This window comes from Streptomyces sp. NPDC048825 (genome assembly GCF_043198355.1).
GTDB lineage: Bacteria > Actinomycetota > Actinomycetes > Streptomycetales > Streptomycetaceae > Streptomyces > Streptomyces xiangluensis.
Genome location: NZ_JBICUR010000020.1, coordinates 1 through 17,519, shown reverse-complemented (window position 1 = coordinate 17,519; position 17,519 = coordinate 1). Strand labels below are relative to the sequence as shown.

12 protein-coding genes are annotated in these 17,519 nt (G+C 69.5%); 11 read left to right on the top strand and 1 reads right to left on the bottom strand.

All coding sequences use genetic code 11. The annotated features are described in order from the left end of the window. Positions 1-58 precede the first annotated feature (58 nt). The 11 genes from betA to ACGFNK_RS36605 all read left to right on the top strand — a co-directional run bounded on the left by betA (position 59) and on the right by ACGFNK_RS36605 (position 17,239). Positions 59-1,729: a choline dehydrogenase gene (gene betA, locus ACGFNK_RS36655; protein WP_393423031.1), complete on the top strand. Its 1,671-nt coding sequence runs from the start codon at positions 59-61 to the stop codon at positions 1,727-1,729. Positions 1,730-1,732: 3 nt separating this feature from the next. Then, positions 1,733-2,569, top strand: coding sequence for a 5,10-methylenetetrahydrofolate reductase (locus tag ACGFNK_RS36650; protein WP_393423029.1), 837 nt, complete (start codon positions 1,733-1,735; stop codon positions 2,567-2,569). Positions 2,570-2,813: 244 nt separating this feature from the next. After that, positions 2,814-4,283 (top strand): aldehyde dehydrogenase family protein, encoded by a 1,470-nt coding sequence (locus ACGFNK_RS36645; protein ID WP_386338383.1) that lies wholly within the window; start codon positions 2,814-2,816, stop codon positions 4,281-4,283. Between the two features lie 20 nt (positions 4,284-4,303). Further along, entirely contained in the window at positions 4,304-5,392 is a 1,089-nt protein-coding gene (locus ACGFNK_RS36640; RefSeq protein ID WP_393423027.1) for a glycine betaine/L-proline ABC transporter ATP-binding protein, read from the top strand. Further along, complete coding sequence (locus tag ACGFNK_RS36635; RefSeq protein WP_393423025.1) at positions 5,392-7,401, top strand: ABC transporter permease; 2,010 nt, start codon at positions 5,392-5,394, stop codon at positions 7,399-7,401. Before ACGFNK_RS36640 ends, ACGFNK_RS36635 begins: the two co-directional genes overlap by 1 nt. Before the next feature lie 13 nt (positions 7,402-7,414). Then, entirely contained in the window at positions 7,415-8,392 is a 978-nt protein-coding gene (locus ACGFNK_RS36630) for an ABC transporter substrate-binding protein (RefSeq protein WP_393423023.1), read from the top strand. Between the two features lie 235 nt (positions 8,393-8,627). Continuing rightward, entirely contained in the window at positions 8,628-11,066 is a 2,439-nt protein-coding gene (locus tag ACGFNK_RS36625) for an FAD-dependent oxidoreductase (protein WP_393423021.1), read from the top strand. A gap of 22 nt (positions 11,067-11,088) precedes the next feature. Then, a complete protein-coding gene (locus ACGFNK_RS36620; protein ID WP_393423019.1) occupies positions 11,089-11,949 on the top strand; it encodes a bifunctional methylenetetrahydrofolate dehydrogenase/methenyltetrahydrofolate cyclohydrolase in 861 nt (286 codons plus the stop codon). A gap of 22 nt (positions 11,950-11,971) precedes the next feature. Next, positions 11,972-13,204, top strand: a complete 1,233-nt coding sequence (locus ACGFNK_RS36615; protein ID WP_393423017.1) for a sarcosine oxidase subunit beta family protein — start codon at positions 11,972-11,974, stop codon at positions 13,202-13,204. Between the two features lie 11 nt (positions 13,205-13,215). Then, positions 13,216-16,644, top strand: coding sequence for a sarcosine oxidase subunit delta family protein (locus ACGFNK_RS36610; RefSeq protein ID WP_393423015.1), 3,429 nt, complete (start codon positions 13,216-13,218; stop codon positions 16,642-16,644). Beyond that, the gene (locus ACGFNK_RS36605) at positions 16,637-17,239 is read left to right on the top strand and encodes a sarcosine oxidase subunit gamma (RefSeq protein WP_393423013.1); all 603 of its coding nucleotides are present in this window, start codon (positions 16,637-16,639) and stop codon (positions 17,237-17,239) included. The genes ACGFNK_RS36610 and ACGFNK_RS36605 overlap by 8 nt, the downstream gene beginning before the upstream one ends. A gap of 106 nt (positions 17,240-17,345) precedes the next feature. On the opposite strand, the gene ACGFNK_RS36600 is transcribed toward ACGFNK_RS36605, so the two are convergent. Next, on the bottom strand, positions 17,346-17,519 hold a 174-nt coding region (locus ACGFNK_RS36600; RefSeq protein WP_393414437.1), incomplete at its 5' end, for an L-serine ammonia-lyase, iron-sulfur-dependent, subunit beta.

The following is a 17,519-nucleotide window of genomic DNA, read 5'->3' as shown; positions in this document are numbered from 1 at the left end:
ATAGCGATACTGTGGCTAGCATGCTCGCGTATCTACGGCGCGAGCGAGACGAGGCACCATGGCTCCCCTCCAATACGACTTCGTCATCGTCGGCGGCGGATCGGCCGGCAGCGCACTGGCGAACAGACTGTCCGCGGACCCGGCGAACCGGGTGCTGGTTGTGGAGGCCGGCCGGTCTGACTACCCGTGGGATGTGTTCATTCACATGCCCGCGGCGCTGACTTACCCGATCGGCAGCCGCTTCTACGACTGGAAGTACGAGTCCGAGCCCGAACCCCACATGGGTGGCAGGCGCGTCTATCACGCGCGAGGCAAGGTGCTGGGCGGCTCCAGCAGCATCAACGGCATGATCTTCCAGCGCGGCAACCCCATGGACTACGAACGCTGGGCGGCCGACCCCGGGATGGAGTCCTGGGACTACGCGCACTGTCTGCCGTACTTCCAGCGGATGGAGAACTGTCTTGCCGCCGACCCGGACGACGAGTTCCGTGGTCACAGCGGGCCACTCGTCCTCGAACGCGGCCCGGCGACCAACCCGCTCTTCGGCGCCTTCCTCAAGGCCACCGAGGAGGCGGGTTACGCGCCCACGGACGACGTCAACGGCTACCGGCAGGAAGGCTTCGCCAAGTTCGACCGCAACGTCCACCGCGGACGTCGTCTGTCGGCCTCGAAGGCGTACCTCAAGCCCGTGATGAAGCGACCCAACCTCACGGTCAAGACCCGCGCCCTCGTCACCCGCGTCCTCTTCGAGGGCAAGCGCGCCGTCGGCGTCGAGTACCGGCGCGGCCGGGGCGCGCTCCAGCAGGTCCGCGCCAAGGAGGTCATCCTGTGCGGCGGCGCGATCAACTCCCCGCAGCTGCTGCAGCTTTCCGGCGTCGGCAACGCCGAGGAGCTGTCGGCCCTCGGCATCGACATCGTGCACGACCTCCCGGGCGTCGGCGAGAACATGCAGGACCACCTGGAGGTCTACATCCAGTACGGCTGCAAGCAGCCGGTGTCCATGCAGCCGTACATGGCGAAGTGGCGCGCCCCCTTCATCGGGCTGCAGTGGCTCTTCCGCAAGGGTCCGGCCGCCACCAATCACTTCGAGGCCGGCGGCTTCGCCCGCAGCAACGAGGACGTGGACTACCCCAACCTGATGTTCCACTTCCTGCCCGTCGCGGTCCGCTACGACGGCTCATCCCCCTCGGGCGGTCACGGCTACCAGGTGCACGTGGGCCCCATGTACTCCGACGCCATCGGCTCGGTGAAGATCAAGAGCGGTGACCCGCGCGAGCACCCCGCCCTGCGCTTCAACTACCTGTCCACCGAGCAGGACCGCCGCGAGTGGGTCGAGGCGGTCCGCGTGGCGCGCAGGCTCCTCAACCAGCCCGCGCTCGCTCCCTACAACGCCGGTGAGATCTCGCCCGGTCCGAAGGTGGAGACGGACGAGGAGATCCTCGACTGGGTCGCGAAGGAGGGCGAGACCGCCCTGCATCCCTCCTGCACCTGCAAGATGGGCACCGACGAGATGTCCGTCGTCGACCCGGCCAGCATGCGGGTGCACGGGGTGGAGGGCCTGCGGGTGGTGGACGCCTCCGTCATGCCCTACGTCACCAACGGCAACATCTACGCGCCGGTGATGATGATCGCCGAGAAGGCCGCCGACCTGATCCTCGGCAAGGAACCACCGGCGCCGTCCACGGCCGCGTACTACCGCCACCGCGACGCACAGAAGCAGGCGGGGTAGGCGTTGGGTGGCGCAGGGCTTCGGGCGCTGCTGCGCAGTGTCCGCTATGAGGTGCTGCCTGCGAAGGCGACCGAGGACAAGGTCCTCGCCCATGTCCCGCGCGATGTCGTCGTCACCGTGACGGCGTCGCCGGTCAAGGGCCTGGAACCGACGCTCGGCCTCGCTACCCGGCTCGCGGTGCACGGCTACCGTGTGGTCCCGCACGTCCCGGCGCGCCTGGTCCGGGACGACGGGCATCTGAAGGAAGTCGTCGACCGGCTCCGCGAGGCGGGTGTGGACGACGTCTTCGTGCCGGCGGGCGACGCGGACCCGCCCGCCGGGGACTACGACGAGTCGCTCCCGGTGCTGCGCAGGCTGGTGGAGCTGGGCAGGCCCTTCACACACGTCGGGGTCACCGGTTATCCCGAGAGCCATCCGCTCATCCATGACGACGTCACCGTCCAGGCGATGTGGGACAAGCGCGAACACGCCACGTACATCGTGAGCAACCTGTGCTTCGACTCGCGTGTGCTGGGGGAGTGGATCGCCCGGATACGGCGTCGGAACGTCACCCTGCCCGTCCATGTGGGCATTGCGGGGCCTGTACAGCGGGCGAAGCTGCTGTCGATGGCCACGAAGATCGGGGTGGGGGAGTCGACGCGCTTCTTGACGAAGCACGCCTCGTGGTTCGTGCGTTTCGCGGCACCCGGAGGGTATTCCCCCGAGAGGCTGCTGGCCCGCACGGAGGAGGCCCTCACCGCACCCTCGGCGGGGGTGGCCGGTCTGCACCTGTTCACCTTCAACCAGATCGCCGAAACGGAGCGGTGGCGCCGCGCGCTGCTGGACCGGCTGGGCGGCTGAACGCTCCGCGCTCATCGCCTTCCTCCGGCACCCGTTCTGGCTGCGCGGCGGTGCGCCGAAAGTCGTATACGAGATGCGGCACGCCTGGTCGGCGGGACGGAACCGGTAACGCAGGGGCCGACTGGCCCCTGGCGGAATCGTCATCCTCAACCTCTTGACGCGTGTGTGCGCATTCGCCATGGTGTTCCACCACAAGCAATTGAATGCATGATGCGCAACGCATTTCTGGTGAAGGGCTGGGCGCGTGGCAGACCTGTATGTGGACGGCGAATGGCGGGAACCCCTCGCCGGAGGCCATCGCGAGATCCGCTGTCCCGCTGACGGCACGCTCACCGCGACCGTTTCGGAGGGGACTCGTCCCGACACCGAGGCGGCTGTCGCCGCGGCCCGCCGTGCCTTCGACGAGGGGCCCTGGCCGCGCACCCCCGAGCGGGAGCGCGGCGCGCTGCTGCTGCGCACCGCCGACCTCATGGAGCGCGACGCCAAGGAGTTCGCCCGCGCCGAATCGCTGGACACCGGCAAGCGGCTGGTGGAGAGCGAGTACGACATCGCCGACGTCGTCTCCTGTTTCCGCTACTACGGCGGGCTCGGCGGCACCGACGCCGGCCGCGTGATCGACACCGGCCGCGACGACGCCGTAAGCCGCGTCGTCTACGAGCCCATCGGCGTGTGCGGACTGATCACTCCCTGGAACTACCCATTGCTGCAGGCCAGTTGGAAGGTCGCCCCCGCCCTCCTCGCCGGCAACACCATCGTCCTCAAGCCGAGCGAACTCACCCCCTCCACCTCGATCCTGCTGATGAAGGCACTTCAGGAGGCCGGTCTCCCCGCCGGCGCCGCCAACCTCGTCCTCGGTGCCGGGCCCGAAGTGGGCGCACCGCTCTCCGAAGACCCCGCCGTCGACATGGTCTCCTTCACCGGAGGCCTGCAGACAGGCAAGCGGATCATGGCCACGGCCGCGGCGACCGTGAAAAAGGTGGCGCTGGAGCTCGGCGGCAAGAATCCCAACGTCGTCTTTGCCGACGCGGACTTCGAGACGGCCGTGGACTTCGCCCTCACGGCCGTCTTCCTGCACTCCGGGCAGGTCTGCTCGGCAGGTGCCCGCCTGATCGTCGAGGACTCCCTGCACGACGCTTTCGTCGACGAGGTCGTCCGCCGCGCCCGGCAGATCCGCCTCGGTGGCCCCTTCGACCCCGATGCCGAGACCGGCGCGCTGATCTCCGCCCAGCATCTGGAGAAGGTCGAGGCGTACGTGGCAGCGGGCCTCGCCGAGGGCGCCGTACTGCGCTGCGGCGGTGAACGGCCCGACGACCCCGCCCTCGCGAAGGGCTACTATTACCCGCCAACCCTCCTCGACGAGTGCCGACAGGACATGCGCGTGGTGCACGAGGAGTCCTTCGGACCCGTGCTCACCGTAGAGCGCTTCACAGACGAGGACGACGCCGTACACATAGCCAACGACACCGAGTACGGCCTTGCCGGAGCCGTTTGGACGCAGGACGGCGGCAAGGCCCAGCGGGTCGCGCGGCGGTTGCGTCACGGCACGGTGTGGATCAACGACTACCACCCCTATGTGCCGCAAGCGGAATGGGGTGGCTTCGGGCACTCGGGCGTGGGCCGGGAGCTGGGACCGACAGGCCTGGACGAGTACCGAGAGCCCAAGCACATCTGGCAGAACATCCAACCCCGGCCGCAGTACTGGTTTCGCGGCTGAACGCCGAAGAGAGGTCGATCGTGACCCCAACACAGACCGAGGCACCGCAGCGGAGCGGCACGCCCCAGGATTCGGACGGCACGCCGGTCATATCCGTGCGCAAGCTGTGGAAGGTGTTCGGGCCGAAAGCCGAGCAGGTACCGGAGTCCGAGGAGCTGTGCGGGCTCACCCGGCGCGAGCTCATGGACCGCACCGGGAACACCGCCGCCGTACGGGACGTGAACTTCGAGGTCTCCCCGGGCGAGGTTTTCGTCGTCATGGGACTGTCCGGCTCCGGCAAGTCCACACTGGTGCGATGTCTGACCCGGCTGATCGAACCCACCGCCGGTGAGATCGTCTTCGAGGGCGAGGACATCCGCGGCGCGGACGCGGGGCGCCTGCGTGAACTGCGCCGCCGCAAGTTCTCCATGGTCTTCCAGCACTTCGGTCTGCTGCCCCACCGCCGCGTCGTCGACAATGTGGCGTTCGGGCTGGAGATCCGCGGCATGGGCAAGGCCGAACGCATGAAGCGGGCCCTGGAGGTCGTCGAACTGGTCGGCCTCTCCGGCTACGAGAACTCCTACCCCGACCAGCTCTCCGGCGGTATGCAGCAGCGCGTCGGCCTCGCCCGGGCGCTGGCCGGCGATCCGGACGTGCTCTTCTTCGACGAGCCGTTCTCCGCACTCGACCCGATGATCCGCCGTGACATGCAGAACGAGGTCATCCGTCTGCATCACGAGGTCGGCAAGACGATGGTGTTCATCACACACGACCTCTCCGAGGCGCTCAAGCTGGGCGACCGCATCCTGATCATGCGCGACGGTCAGATGGTCCAGTGCGGCACGGGTGACGAACTGGTCGGCGCCCCCGCCGACGACTACGTGCGCGAGTTCGTCAAGGACGTGCCGCGCGGCGATGTGCTCACCCTGCGGTGGATCATGCGACCGCCGGCGGACGGCGACGCCCTGGACGGCCCTGAGATGGGTCCGGACGTCGTGGTGAAGGAGGCCACACGGGCGGTGCTGGTGGCCGAGAAGCCGGTCAAGGTCGTCGAGAACGGCAAGCTGCTCGGCATCGTCGGCGACGAGGAGATCCTCGCGGTGGTCGCCGGGCAGGAAGGCGACATGTGATGACCGTCGTCATGGACAAGGCTGAGAAACCGGAGAAGACGCAGACCGCGGAAGGGACCGCGCCCGTCGTGGCCGTACGCAGGGTCAGCCGGCGCATGGTGATCGCCGCGATCCTGGTCGTGTGGCTGGTGCTGTTCGCCGTGCTGCGCGGCAAGCAGACTCTGTCGCTCGCGGCGGCGGACCTCACCGATCTGCACCGCTGGTTCAACGACGTCAACGACTCGATCGGCGCCAACCGCAACTCCAACCCCCTCTTCCTCTACTTCTTCAACGAGATCCGCCTGGTCATCGACAACCTGGTGACCTTCATCCAGGGGCTGATCTCCCAGCCGCCCGAGGGCCGCCCGGTTCCGCAGATCGGCTGGCTGGGCGTCGTAGGCATCGCCGGCTATGTCTCCTGGGCCGTCGGCAACTGGCGGGTCGCAGTGCTGGCCGTGGCCGGCTTCACCTTCCTCGGGCTGCAGGGCCTGTGGCAGGAGAGCATGGACACCCTGGCGCTCACCCTCTCCGCGGTGTTCGTGGCGCTGCTGTTCGCGATCCCGCTGGGCGTGTGGGCGGGGCTGTCCAACCGGTTCAACCGGATTCTCACGCCCTTCCTGGACTTCATGCAGACGATGCCGACCTTCGTCTACCTGGCCCCCCTGACCCTGTTCTTCCTCATCGGTCCGGCCTCCGCCACCATCGCCACCCTGATCTACGCGGCACCGCCGGCCATCCGCATCACCGCGCACGCCATCCGCTCCGTACCGGAGACGACCGTCGAGGCGGCCGACTCGCTGGGTGCGACACGATGGCAGTCGCTGCTCAAGGTCCTGCTGCCGATGTCCAAGCGGACCGTGGTGATGGGCATCAACCAGACCATCATGGCCGCCCTGGCCATGGTGACCATCGCGGCCCTGATCGACGCGCCCGGCCTCGGCAAGACCGTCGTCCAGGCCTTGCAGTCGCTCGACGTCGGTACGGCCTTCAACGCGGGGCTCGCCATCGTCGTCATGGCCATCGTCCTCGACCGGGTCACGACCGCGGCGAGCGGACGAGAGGATCCGGCCCGGCGCTCCGGCAGCCGCTTCCTCACCTGGCGGCGGCCACTGCTGGGAGCGGGAGCGGTGGCCACCGCAGTCCTGATCTACATGTCGCACACCTATCTGTGGGCGGCGGAGTTCCCCGGCGAGGGCGACCTCGGCAGTTCCATCGCCCGAGCCGCCGACACCGCGACCACCTGGACGCAGGACAACCTGTCAGGCCTCACCAACGCTTTCCGGGACGTCATCACCAACGGCCTGCTCAACCCCTTCCAGACACTGCTCACCGACTCCCCGTGGTGGCTGGTCGGCGCGGTGCTGATCGGGCTCGGAGTGGTTCTCGGCGGCTGGCGCGCCGGGCTCACCGCGGCGGTCTGTGTGGGCCTGCTGGTCGGCACGGGCGTGTGGTCGGACAGCATGACCACGCTGGCGTCGACCGTCGTCGCCACCGTGCTGGTGATGGCGCTCGGCATCGGCTTCGGGGTGTGGATGGGACGCAGCCTGCGGGTGGACCGGGTACTGCGGCCCACGCTCGACGCGGCCCAGGTCATGCCGCCGTTCGTCTATCTGGTGCCGTTCCTCGCACTGTTCGGCGCCACCCGCTTCACCGCGATCGTCGCCGCGGTGGTCTACGCGACACCCGTCACGATCAAGATCGTCGCGGACGGGGTGCGGAACGTCCCCGAGACCACCGTGGAGGCGGCCACCTCCGCCGGGTGCAACACCTGGCAGATCATCACCAAGGTTCAACTCCCGATGGCACGCGGCGCCCTGACCCTCGCCACCAACCAGGGCCTGATCTATGTGCTGTCGATGGTTGTTGTGGGCGGCCTGGTAGGCGCGGGCGCCCTCGGCTACGACGTCGTGGCCGGCTTCTCGCAGGGACAGCTGTACGGGAAGGGGCTCGCCGCAGGGCTGGCCATCGTCCTTCTCGGAGTCATGTTCGACCGAATCACTCAGGCAGCCGCGCGGCGTACCAGCGCATAAGGAGCAATTGATCATGGCAAGGCAAGCAAGCAAGTGGAGAGTCGGCGCGGCCGGCGTAGCGGTCCTCGGCCTCACCCTCACCGCCTGCAGCGGTGCGACGGTCGAGGACAGCTCCTCGGGATCCGACAGTTCTGGCGGCTCCGGCAAGTGCGGCACTTTCAACCTCGCGGTCAACCCGTGGGTGGGTTACGAGGCGAACGCGGCGGTCGTCGCCTACGTCGCGGAGAAGGACCTCGGCTGCAAGGTGGTCCAGAAGGACCTGAAGGAAGAGATCGCCTGGCAGGGCTTCGGGACGGGTGAGGTCGACGCCGTCATCGAGAACTGGGGTCACGACGACCTGAAGAAGAAGTACATCACCGACCAGAAGACCGCCGTCGATGCCGGGCCGACCGGCAACGAAGGCCTCATCGGCTGGTACGTGCCGCCGTGGCTGGCCAAGGAGCACCCTGAGGTCACCGACTGGAAGAACCTCAACAAGTTCGCGGCCGAGTTCAAGACCTCCGAGTCGGGAGGCAAGGGGCAGCTCCTCGACGGTGACCCGTCGTTCGTCACCAACGACGAGGCCCTGGTGAAGAACCTGAAGCTGGACTTCAAGGTCGTGTACGCGGGCAGCGAGACCGCGCTCATCCAGGCCTTCCGCAAGGCGGAGAAGGACAAGGAATGGATGATCGGCTACTTCTACGAGCCGCAGTGGTTCATGTCCGAGGTGCCGCTCGTCAAGGTGAAGCTGCCCGACTACAAGGAGGGCTGCGACGCCGACGCGGAGAAGGTCGCGTGCGACTACCCCGTGTACAAGCTCGACAAGCTCGTCAGCAAGAAGTTCTCCGAGTCGGGCAGCCCGGCCTATGACCTCGTGAAGAACTTCACCTGGACGAACGACGACCAGAACACCGTGGCCAAGTACATCGCGGTCGACAAGATGGCCCCCGAGGCCGCCGCGAAGAAGTGGGTCGAGGCCAACCGCGACAAGGTGGACGCCTGGATCAAGTAACCCCGGAAGGCAGAGCCGGAAACCGGTCGAACATGCCCGGTGGGCGGAGCGCACCTGTGCGCTCCGCCCACCGGGCATTGCCATGTTCCGGCCCGTGCCGCGGCCCGTTTTCCGACGTCCCGAACCCTCTTGACACCCACCTGCACGCCAGGCACATTGAGTTGCGCAACTTGGAGCATGTTGCGTAGACAGCAACTAGACCGGCTGGACTGGTTTGCACACCGGAGGTGCGGCGATGGCGGGACCCCGAGTGGTCATCATCGGAGCGGGCGTCGTTGGCGCGGCACTCGCGGACGAGATCTCCGCGCGAGGCTGGACCGAAGTGACCGTGGTCGACCAGGGCCCGCTGCCCGCCACCGGGGGCTCCAGCTCGCACGCCCCGGGTCTGGTCTTCCAGACGAACGCCTCCAAGACCATGACCGAACTGGCCCGCTACACCGTCGAGAAGTTCTGCTCCCTCGATGTCGACGGCAAGCCCTGCTTCCTGCAGGTCGGCGGCCTCGAAGTGGCGACCACGCCCGAGCGCCTCGCGGAACTGCGCCGCCGCCACGGCTGGATCACCGCCTGGGGCATCGACGCCCGGCTGCTGAGCGCCGAGGAGTGCGTCGAACAGCACCCGCTGGTCAACCGCGACAGGGTCCTCGGCGGCCTCCTGGTCCCGACCGACGGCCTCGCCAAGGCCGTCCTCGCCGTCGAGGCGCAGATCCGCCGGGCCACCGAGCGCGGCGTGCGCTTCCTCGCCCGCCACGAGGTCCTCGACGTCCAGCAGAGCGAGGGCCGCGTCACCGGCGTCCTGACCGACCAGGGCGAGATCCCCGCCGACATCGTCGTGTGCTGCGCCGGCATCTGGGGCCCGAAGATCGCCCGCATGGCGGGCATGAACCTCCCGCTCACTCCGCTCGCCCACCAGCTCGCCTGGACCGGCCCGGTACCGGCCCTCGCCGGCCAGACCGAGGAGGCGGTGCGCCCGATCCTGCGCCACCAGGACGCCGACCTCTACTACCGCGACCGCTTCGACGGCATCGGCATCGGCTACTACGGCCACCGCCCGATGCCGATCTCCGCCGGCGACATCCTCTCCGTCGACGAGGCCGAGGAGATGCCCTCGGTCCTGACGTTCACCGAGGACGACTTCGCCGACGCCTGGACCGAGACCCAGTCCCTGCTCCCCGCGACGAAGGAGGCCAAGGTCGAGGAGGGCATCAACGGCCTGTTCTCCTTCACCCCCGACGGCAACCCGCTCCTCGGTGAGTCCCCCGACGTCAAGGGCTTCTGGGTCGCCGAGGCGGTCTGGGTCACCCACTCCGCGGGTGTGGGCCGGGCCGTGGCCGAATGGCTGGTCGACGGCTACTGCTCCTCCTTCGACCTGCACGAGTGCGACGTCAACCGCTTCGAGCCCCACCAGCTGTCCCCGGAGTACGTCCTGGCCCGCGACTGCCAGAACTTCGCCGAGGTCTACGACATCCTGCACCCGCTGCAGCCGTCGGGGGACCCGCGCCCGATCCGCACCAGCCCGTTCTACCCCCGCCAGCAGGAGCTGGGCGCCTTCTTCCTGGAGGCGAACGGCTGGGAGCGCCCGCAGTGGTACGAGGCCAACGCGGGCCTGGTGGAAGGCCGTTCCATCGCCACGCCCAATGACTGGGCGGCGCAGTACTGGTCGCCCATCGTCGGCGCCGAGGCGCAGGTCACCCGCGAGACCGTCGCGATGTACGACATGACGGCCCTCAAGCGGCTGGAGATCAGCGGCCCCGGTGCCGCCGCGTTCCTGGAGCGGCTGGTCACCGGCAAGGTCGCCAAGTCCGTCGGCTCGGTGACGTACACCCTGCTCCTCGACCACGACGGCGGCATCCGCAGCGACATCACCGTCGCCCGGCTGGCCCGCGACCTCTTCCAGGTCGGCGCCAACGGCAACCTGGACCTGGACTGGTTCGCCCGCCACCTCCCCGCCGACGGCACGGTCCAGGTACGCGACATCACCCCCGGTACCTGCTGCATCGGCCTGTGGGGGCCGCTCGCCCGCGAGGTCCTTCAGCCCCTCACGGACGAGGACTTCGCCAATGACGGCCTGAAGTACTTCCGCGCCAAGCGGGCCCACATCGGCAGTGTCCCGGTGACGGCGATGCGCCTGTCGTACGTCGGCGAACTCGGCTGGGAGCTGTACACCACCGCCGACCTCGGCCAGAAGCTGTGGGACACCCTGTGGCGGGCGGCCGAGCCGCTCGGTGGCATCATCGCGGGCCGCGGCGCCTTCAACAGCCTCCGTCTGGAGAAGGGCTACCGCTCCTTCGGCACCGACATGACCTACGAGCACGACCCCTACGAGGCCGGCGTCGGCTTCGCCGTCAAGCTCGACAAGGACGACTTCATCGGCAAGTCGGCGCTGGAGCGCCGTAAGGCTGAGGTGCGGCGGAAGCTGACCTGCCTCACGATCGACGACCCGCAGTCGGTCGTCATGGGCAAGGAGCCGGTGTACGACGGCGAGCGCGCGGTCGGCTACGTCACCAGCGCCGCCTACGGCTACACGATCGGCAAGGGCATCGCCTACGCGTGGCTCCCCGCCGAGCTCGCCACCCCCGGCACCACCGTGCACATCGGCTACTTCGACCAGCGCGTCGAGGCGGTCGTCGCCGAGGAGCCCCTGTTCGACCCGACCATGTCCCGCCTCCGTGGCTGACCGTGGAGAAGAGGTACCGCCGGTGACCGCACAACTCCTCGACGGCAAGGCGACCGCCGACGAGATCCGCCGCGAACTCGCGGAGCGGGTGGCCAAGTTGACCGCAAACGGCGGACGCCCGCCGGGGCTCGGCACCGTCCTGGTCGGCGACGACCCCGGCAGCCGTGCCTACGTGGCGGGCAAGCACCGCGACTGCGCCCAGGTGGGCATCGCCTCCTTCCGCCGCGAACTACCCGCCGACGCAACCCAGCAACAGGTCGAGGACGTCATCGACGAACTCAACGCCGACCCGGCCTGTACCGGCTACATCGTCCAGCTCCCGCTCCCGCGCCACCTGGACGCGGGCGCCGTACTGGAACGCATGGACCCGGCCAAGGACGCCGACGGCCTGCACCCCGTCAACCTCGGCCGACTCGTCCTCGGCGTCGAGGCCCCGCTGCCGTGCACCCCACGCGGCATCGTCGAGCTGCTCCGCCGGTACGACGTGCCCCTTGCCGGAGCGCGGGTGTGCGTGATCGGCCGCGGCATCACCGTCGGACGGCCCATCGGGCTACTCCTCACCCGCAGGTCCGAGAACGCCACCGTGACCCTGTGCCACACCGGCACCAAGGGCCTGGCCTGGCACGTACGCGAGGCGGAAATCGTCGTCGCGGCTGCCGGTTCGCCCGGGCTGATCACCAAGGACATGCTGCGCCCCGGAGCGGCGGTCCTGGACGTCGGCATCACCCGCACCGGCCACGGGCTGGTCGGCGACATACACCCGGACGCCGCCCACGTCGCCGGATGGCTCGCGCCCATGCCCGGAGGCGTGGGACCCATGACGCGGGCCATGCTGCTCGCCAATGTCGTCGAGGCCGCCGAGAGAAACGCGAACACGGTATGAACGCGCTGAACGGAGACATGCGATGAGCCCCCGCACCCCCGGCGCCGAGCTCCCCGAGCACCCCGACTGGCTGTGGCGCACGCCCGAGCCGAAGCGGTCGTACGACGTCGTCATCGTGGGCGGCGGCGGACACGGCCTCGCCACCGCCCACTATCTGGCGAAGAACCACGGCATCACCAACGTCGCCGTACTGGAGAAGGGCTGGCTCGCGGGCGGCAACATGGCCCGCAACACCACCATCATCCGCTCGAACTATCTGTGGGACGAGAGCGCCGGTATCTACGAGCACGCCCTCAAGCTGTGGGAGGGACTGGCGGACGAACTCGACTACCCGATCCTGTTCTCCCAGCGCGGCGTGCTGAACCTGGCCCACAGCCTCCAGGACGTCCGCGACAGCGTGCGCCGGGTGGAGGCGAACCGCCTGAACGGCGTGGACGCGGAGTGGCTGGACGCGGATGGCGTCAAGGACGTCTGCCCGATCGTCAACATCTCCCCCGACGTGCGCTACCCGGTCCTGGGCGCCACCTACCAGCCACGGGCCGGCATCGCCAAGCACGACCACGTGGCGTGGGGCCTGGCCCGCTCGGCGGACGCCGCCGGAATCGACATCATCCAGAACTGCGAGGTCACCGGACTTGACGTGATCGGCGGCCGGGTGGTCGGCGTACACACCACGCTCGGCCCGATCGCCGCCGGCAAGGTGGCGCTCTGCTCGGCAGGCCACACCTCGGTCCTCGCCGCCATGGCGGGCATCGAACTGCCGCTGCAGAGCCACCCGTTGCAGGCGCTCGTGTCGGAGTTGCTGGAGCCGGTGCACCCGACGGTCGTCATGTCCAACGCGGTCCACGTATACGTCAGCCAGGCGCACAAGGGCGAGTTGGTGATGGGCGCGGGCATCGACGCGTACAACTCCTACACCCAGCGCGGTGCCTTCCACATCATCGAAGAGCAGATGTCCGCGGCCCTGGAGCTCTTCCCGGTCTTCGCCCGCGCCCACGTGCTGCGCACCTGGGGCGGCATCGTCGACGTCAGCCCCGACGCCTCGCCGATCGTCGGACTCACTCCCGTCGACAACCTCTACCTCAACTGCGGCTGGGGCACAGGCGGTTTCAAAGCGACCCCGGGCGTCGGCTGGGTCTACGCCCACACCATCGCCCACGACACCCCCCACCCGCTCAACGCCCCCTTCTCGCTCGACCGTTTCACCACCGGCGCGCTCGTCGACGAGCACGGCGCGGCCGCGGTGGCCCACTAGGGAGCCGAACCATGCTGCTGATCCCCTGCCCGTGGTGCGGGCCCCGCGACGAGGCCGAGTTCCACTACGGCGGCCAGGCCCACGTGCCCTATCCGGAGAACCCGTCGGCCCTGACCGACGAGGAATGGGCCCGGTACCTGTTCTTCCGCGACAACCCGAAGGGCCCGTTCGCCGAGCGCTGGAGCCATGCGGCGGGCTGCCGCAAGTGGTTCAACGCGGTGCGGGACACGGCGACGAACGAGGTCCTGGCGGTGTATCGGGCGGGGGAGGAACGCCCCGCAACTGTTGAGCCGCGTCGGGTCATTTCTCAGCCGAGCTCGGGGCCCTCGAGCTCGGGGCCCTTTCAACGCGGGCCGGCACAACCAGACGGTCCGGCGTCCGAGGACGAGGTCGCACCGTCCCCAACCCCCACCCACCCGCAGGGGGCCGAGCGACGGTCACTTGTCGACGCCGGTCCAGGCACTCCAGCCCGTCTGGGGGTGCCCCCTCTGGGGGAGTTTGAGGACGAGGCCGTTCAGGCCGATATCGGAGGTCTGGGGGCGGAGCCCCCAGCGGGGGCCCAGGGGGCCGGCCCCCTGGTTACGGGAAGGGGCGGGGTGGGGAAGAACCAGCCGTTCCGCGACCCCACCCGCGGCCGAATCCACCGCGACACCCCCCTCACCTTCACCTTCGACGGCACCGAATACGAGGGCTACAAGGGCGACACCCTCGCCTCCGCCCTCCTCGCCAACGGCGTCATCCACGCCGGAACCAGCATCAAGCTCGGCCGCCCCCGCGGCATCTTCTCGGCCGGCGTCGAGGAACCCAACGCCGTCGTCCAGATCGAGGCCCCGTTCCCCGAGCCGATGCTCCCCGCGACAACGGTCGAGCTCTACGACGGCCTCGTCGCAAGCAGCCTCCCCGGCCAGGGCCGCCTCGCCACCGAGCCGGACCCCGCCCGCTACGACGCCGTACACGCCCACTGCGACCTGCTGGTCGTGGGCGCAGGCCCGGCGGGCCTCGCGGCCGCGGCGGCGGCAGCGAAAAGCGGCGCACGCGTCATCCTCGCCGACGACCAACCCGAGCCGGGCGGTAGCCTCCTGGGCACCGGCGAACACCCCGACTGGGTGGGAGATGTCGCCGAACTCCTCGACGCCGAGTCCGAGGTACGCGTCCTGCGTCGCACCACCGTCTTCGGCTACTACGACGACAACCACCTCCTCGCAGTCGAGCGCCGCACCAACCACCTGGGCGCCCAGGCCCCCGAGAACGTCTCCCGCGAACGCGTCTGGCGCATCCGCACCCGTCGCGTCGTCCTCGCCACCGGCGCCCACGAGCGCTGGCTGGCCTTCGCGGACAACGACCGCCCCGGAGTGATGCTGGCCGCCTCGGCCCGTACCTACGTCAACCGCCACGGCGTCCTGCCCGGCCACCACGCGGTGGTCTTCACCACCAACGACAGTGCCTACGCGGCAGCCCTGGACCTCCACGCGGCGGGCGTGGACATCACAGCGATCGTCGACACCCGCCCCGAACCGGGGGAGTGGGCGCAGCGCGCCCGGGAAGCCGGCATCGAAGTCCTGCCCGGCCACGCCGTCACCGGCACGGAAGGTGACGCGCGCCTCACCGCGGTGACCGTCGCCCCGTACGGAGAGTCCGCAGAGTCCGGAGAGGCCACAGGGCAGCGGGAGTTCGCCGCCGACCTCCTGCTGGTCTCCGGCGGCTGGAACCCGGTGGCACACCTGTTCAGCCAGGCGGGCGGCAAGCTGCGCCACGACGAGGCGCTGGGCTCCTTCGTCCCCGACACCTGCCGCCAGGCGGTCGAGGTTGCGGGCAGCGCGAGCGGCGTCCTCGACCTGGCCGCGGTCCTGGCACAGGGTGCGGCCGCCGGTGCCCGCGCCATCGAGGCCGAGGGCTACACCCCTGAGGCGCCTCGCCTCCCCGAGGTGGCCACACAGCCGCAGACGCCACCCATGCACGTGTACGTCGTGCCCGGTGCCCCGGACGCCCCTCGTTTCGTCGACCTCCAACGGGACGTCACCGTCGACGATCTGGCCCGCGCGACCGGTGCCGGTATGCGCTCGGTCGAGCACACCAAGCGCTACACCACGGCCGGTACCGCGAACGACCAGGGCAAGACCTCAGGCGTCCTGGCCAGTGGCGTCGTCGCCGAACTGCTCGGCGTGGACATCTCGGCGCTCGGCACGACGAGCTTCCGGCCGCCGTACACGCCGGTCTCCTTCGCCACCCTCGCAGGCCGCGACCGGGGCGTGCTGCACGACCCGATCCGGACGACCGCCCTGCATGAGTGGCATGTCGCGCACGGCGCCCTGTTCGAGAACGTCGGCCAGTGGAAACGGCCCTGGTACTACCCGCAGGACGGCGAGGACATGGAGGCGGCAGTCCTGCGCGAATGCGTCGCCGCCCGCGAGAGCGTGGCCTTCATGGACGCCTCCACCCTCGGCAAGATCGACGTACAGGGCCCCGACGCCGCCGTCGTCCTCGACCGGCTCTACACCAACATGATGAGCACCCTGAAGGTCGGCATGATCCGCTACGGCGTCATGTGCCGCCCGGACGGCATGCTCTTCGACGACGGCACCGTCATCCGCCTCGCCCAGGACCGCTTCCTGCTCACCACGACGACGGGCAACGCCGCCGCCGTACTCGACTGGATGGAGGAGTGGCTGCAGACCGAGTGGCCCGAACTGCGCGTCCACTGCACCTCGGTCACCGAGCAGTGGGCGACCGTCGCCCTGGTCGGCCCCCGCTCCCGCGAGGTCCTCGGCACGCTCGCACCCCAACTGGCCGTCGCCAACGACGACTTCCCGTTCATGGCATGGCGGGAGACGACCGTCGCGGGCATCGACGCGCGCGTGTGCCGGATCAGCTTCTCCGGCGAACTGGCCTACGAGATCAACGTGTCACCGTGGGAGGCCTTCGCCCTGTGGGAGGCCCTGTACGAGGCCGGGGCCCCGTACGGCATCACCCCGTACGGCACGGAGACCATGCACGTCCTGCGAGCGGAGAAGGGCTACCCGATCATCGGCCAGGACACCGACGGCACCGTCACCCCGCACGACCTCGGCATGAGTTGGGCGGTGTCGAAGAAGAAGCCCGACTTCATCGGCAAGCGTTCGTACGCGCGTGCCGACAGCGTCCGCCCCGACCGCAAGCACCTGGTGGGCCTGCTCCCCGAGGACCCGGGAACCTTCCTCCCCGAGGGCACCCACCTGGTCGCCGACGGTGTGCTGCCCGCGCCGCCGGTCCCGATGCTCGGCCACGTCACCTCCAGCTACCGCAGCGCCGCCCTCGGCCGGACCTTCGCGCTGGCCCTGATCAAGGGCGGCCGGGACCGCATCGGCGAGCGGCTGTACGCCCCCTTGGGCGACCGGCTGGTTCCGGTGACCGTCGCAAGCCCCGTCCTCTACGACCCCGAGGGAGCCCGCCGCGATGGCTGACACCGCCCTTACCGCCCCGTTCCGCAGCCCCTTGTCGCACGCCGCCAACCGCCTGGCCGCCGCGACGCGTACGTCCGGGGGCGCGGTCCGGCTGGCCGAACTGCCCTACCTGACGCAGATCAACGTGCGCCTCGACGCCAAGGGAACAGCGGCGGACGCCGTCGGGCTCGCGCTGGACCTCCCACTGCCCCTCGAACCCAACACCGTCGTACGAGCCGGGGAGCTGACCGCGTTGTGGCTGGGCCCGGACGAATGGCTGCTGGTGGGCCCGCCCGGCAGCGAACGGGACCTGGAGAGCCGGATCCGGGAGGCCGCGGGGGACGAGCCCGTCTCCGTCACCGACGTCTCCGCCCAGCGCACCACGCTCCTCGTCGCCGGCCCCCGTGCCCGCGACCTGCTGGCCCACGGCTGTTCGCTGGACCTGCATCCCCGCGCCTTCGGCCCCGGACGCTGCGCCCAGACGACTCTGGGCCGCACGCAGATCGTGCTGGTCGCCCGGGACGAACACCGGGCCGGGTTCTGGGTACTGGTCCGCTCGTCCTTCGCCGGCTACCTCGCGGACTGGCTGCTGGACGCGGCGACGGAGTACGTGTGAAGGACGTGGTGCGGACAGTCGGGCACTGACGGCATGGAGACCAGGGTCCGCCCGGTGAACCGGGCGGACCCTGGTCGTGACGGGCCGGACTGGCGCGCGCGTCCGCTCAGCACTCGATGATGTTCACCGCGAGCCCGCCGCGCGCTGTCTCCTTGTACTTCACGCTCATGTCGGCGCCGGTGTCTTTCATGGTCTTGATGACTTTGTCGAGGGAGACGTGGTGCCGGCCGTCGCCGCGCAGGGCCATGCGGGCGGCCGTGACCGCCTTCACCGCGGCCAT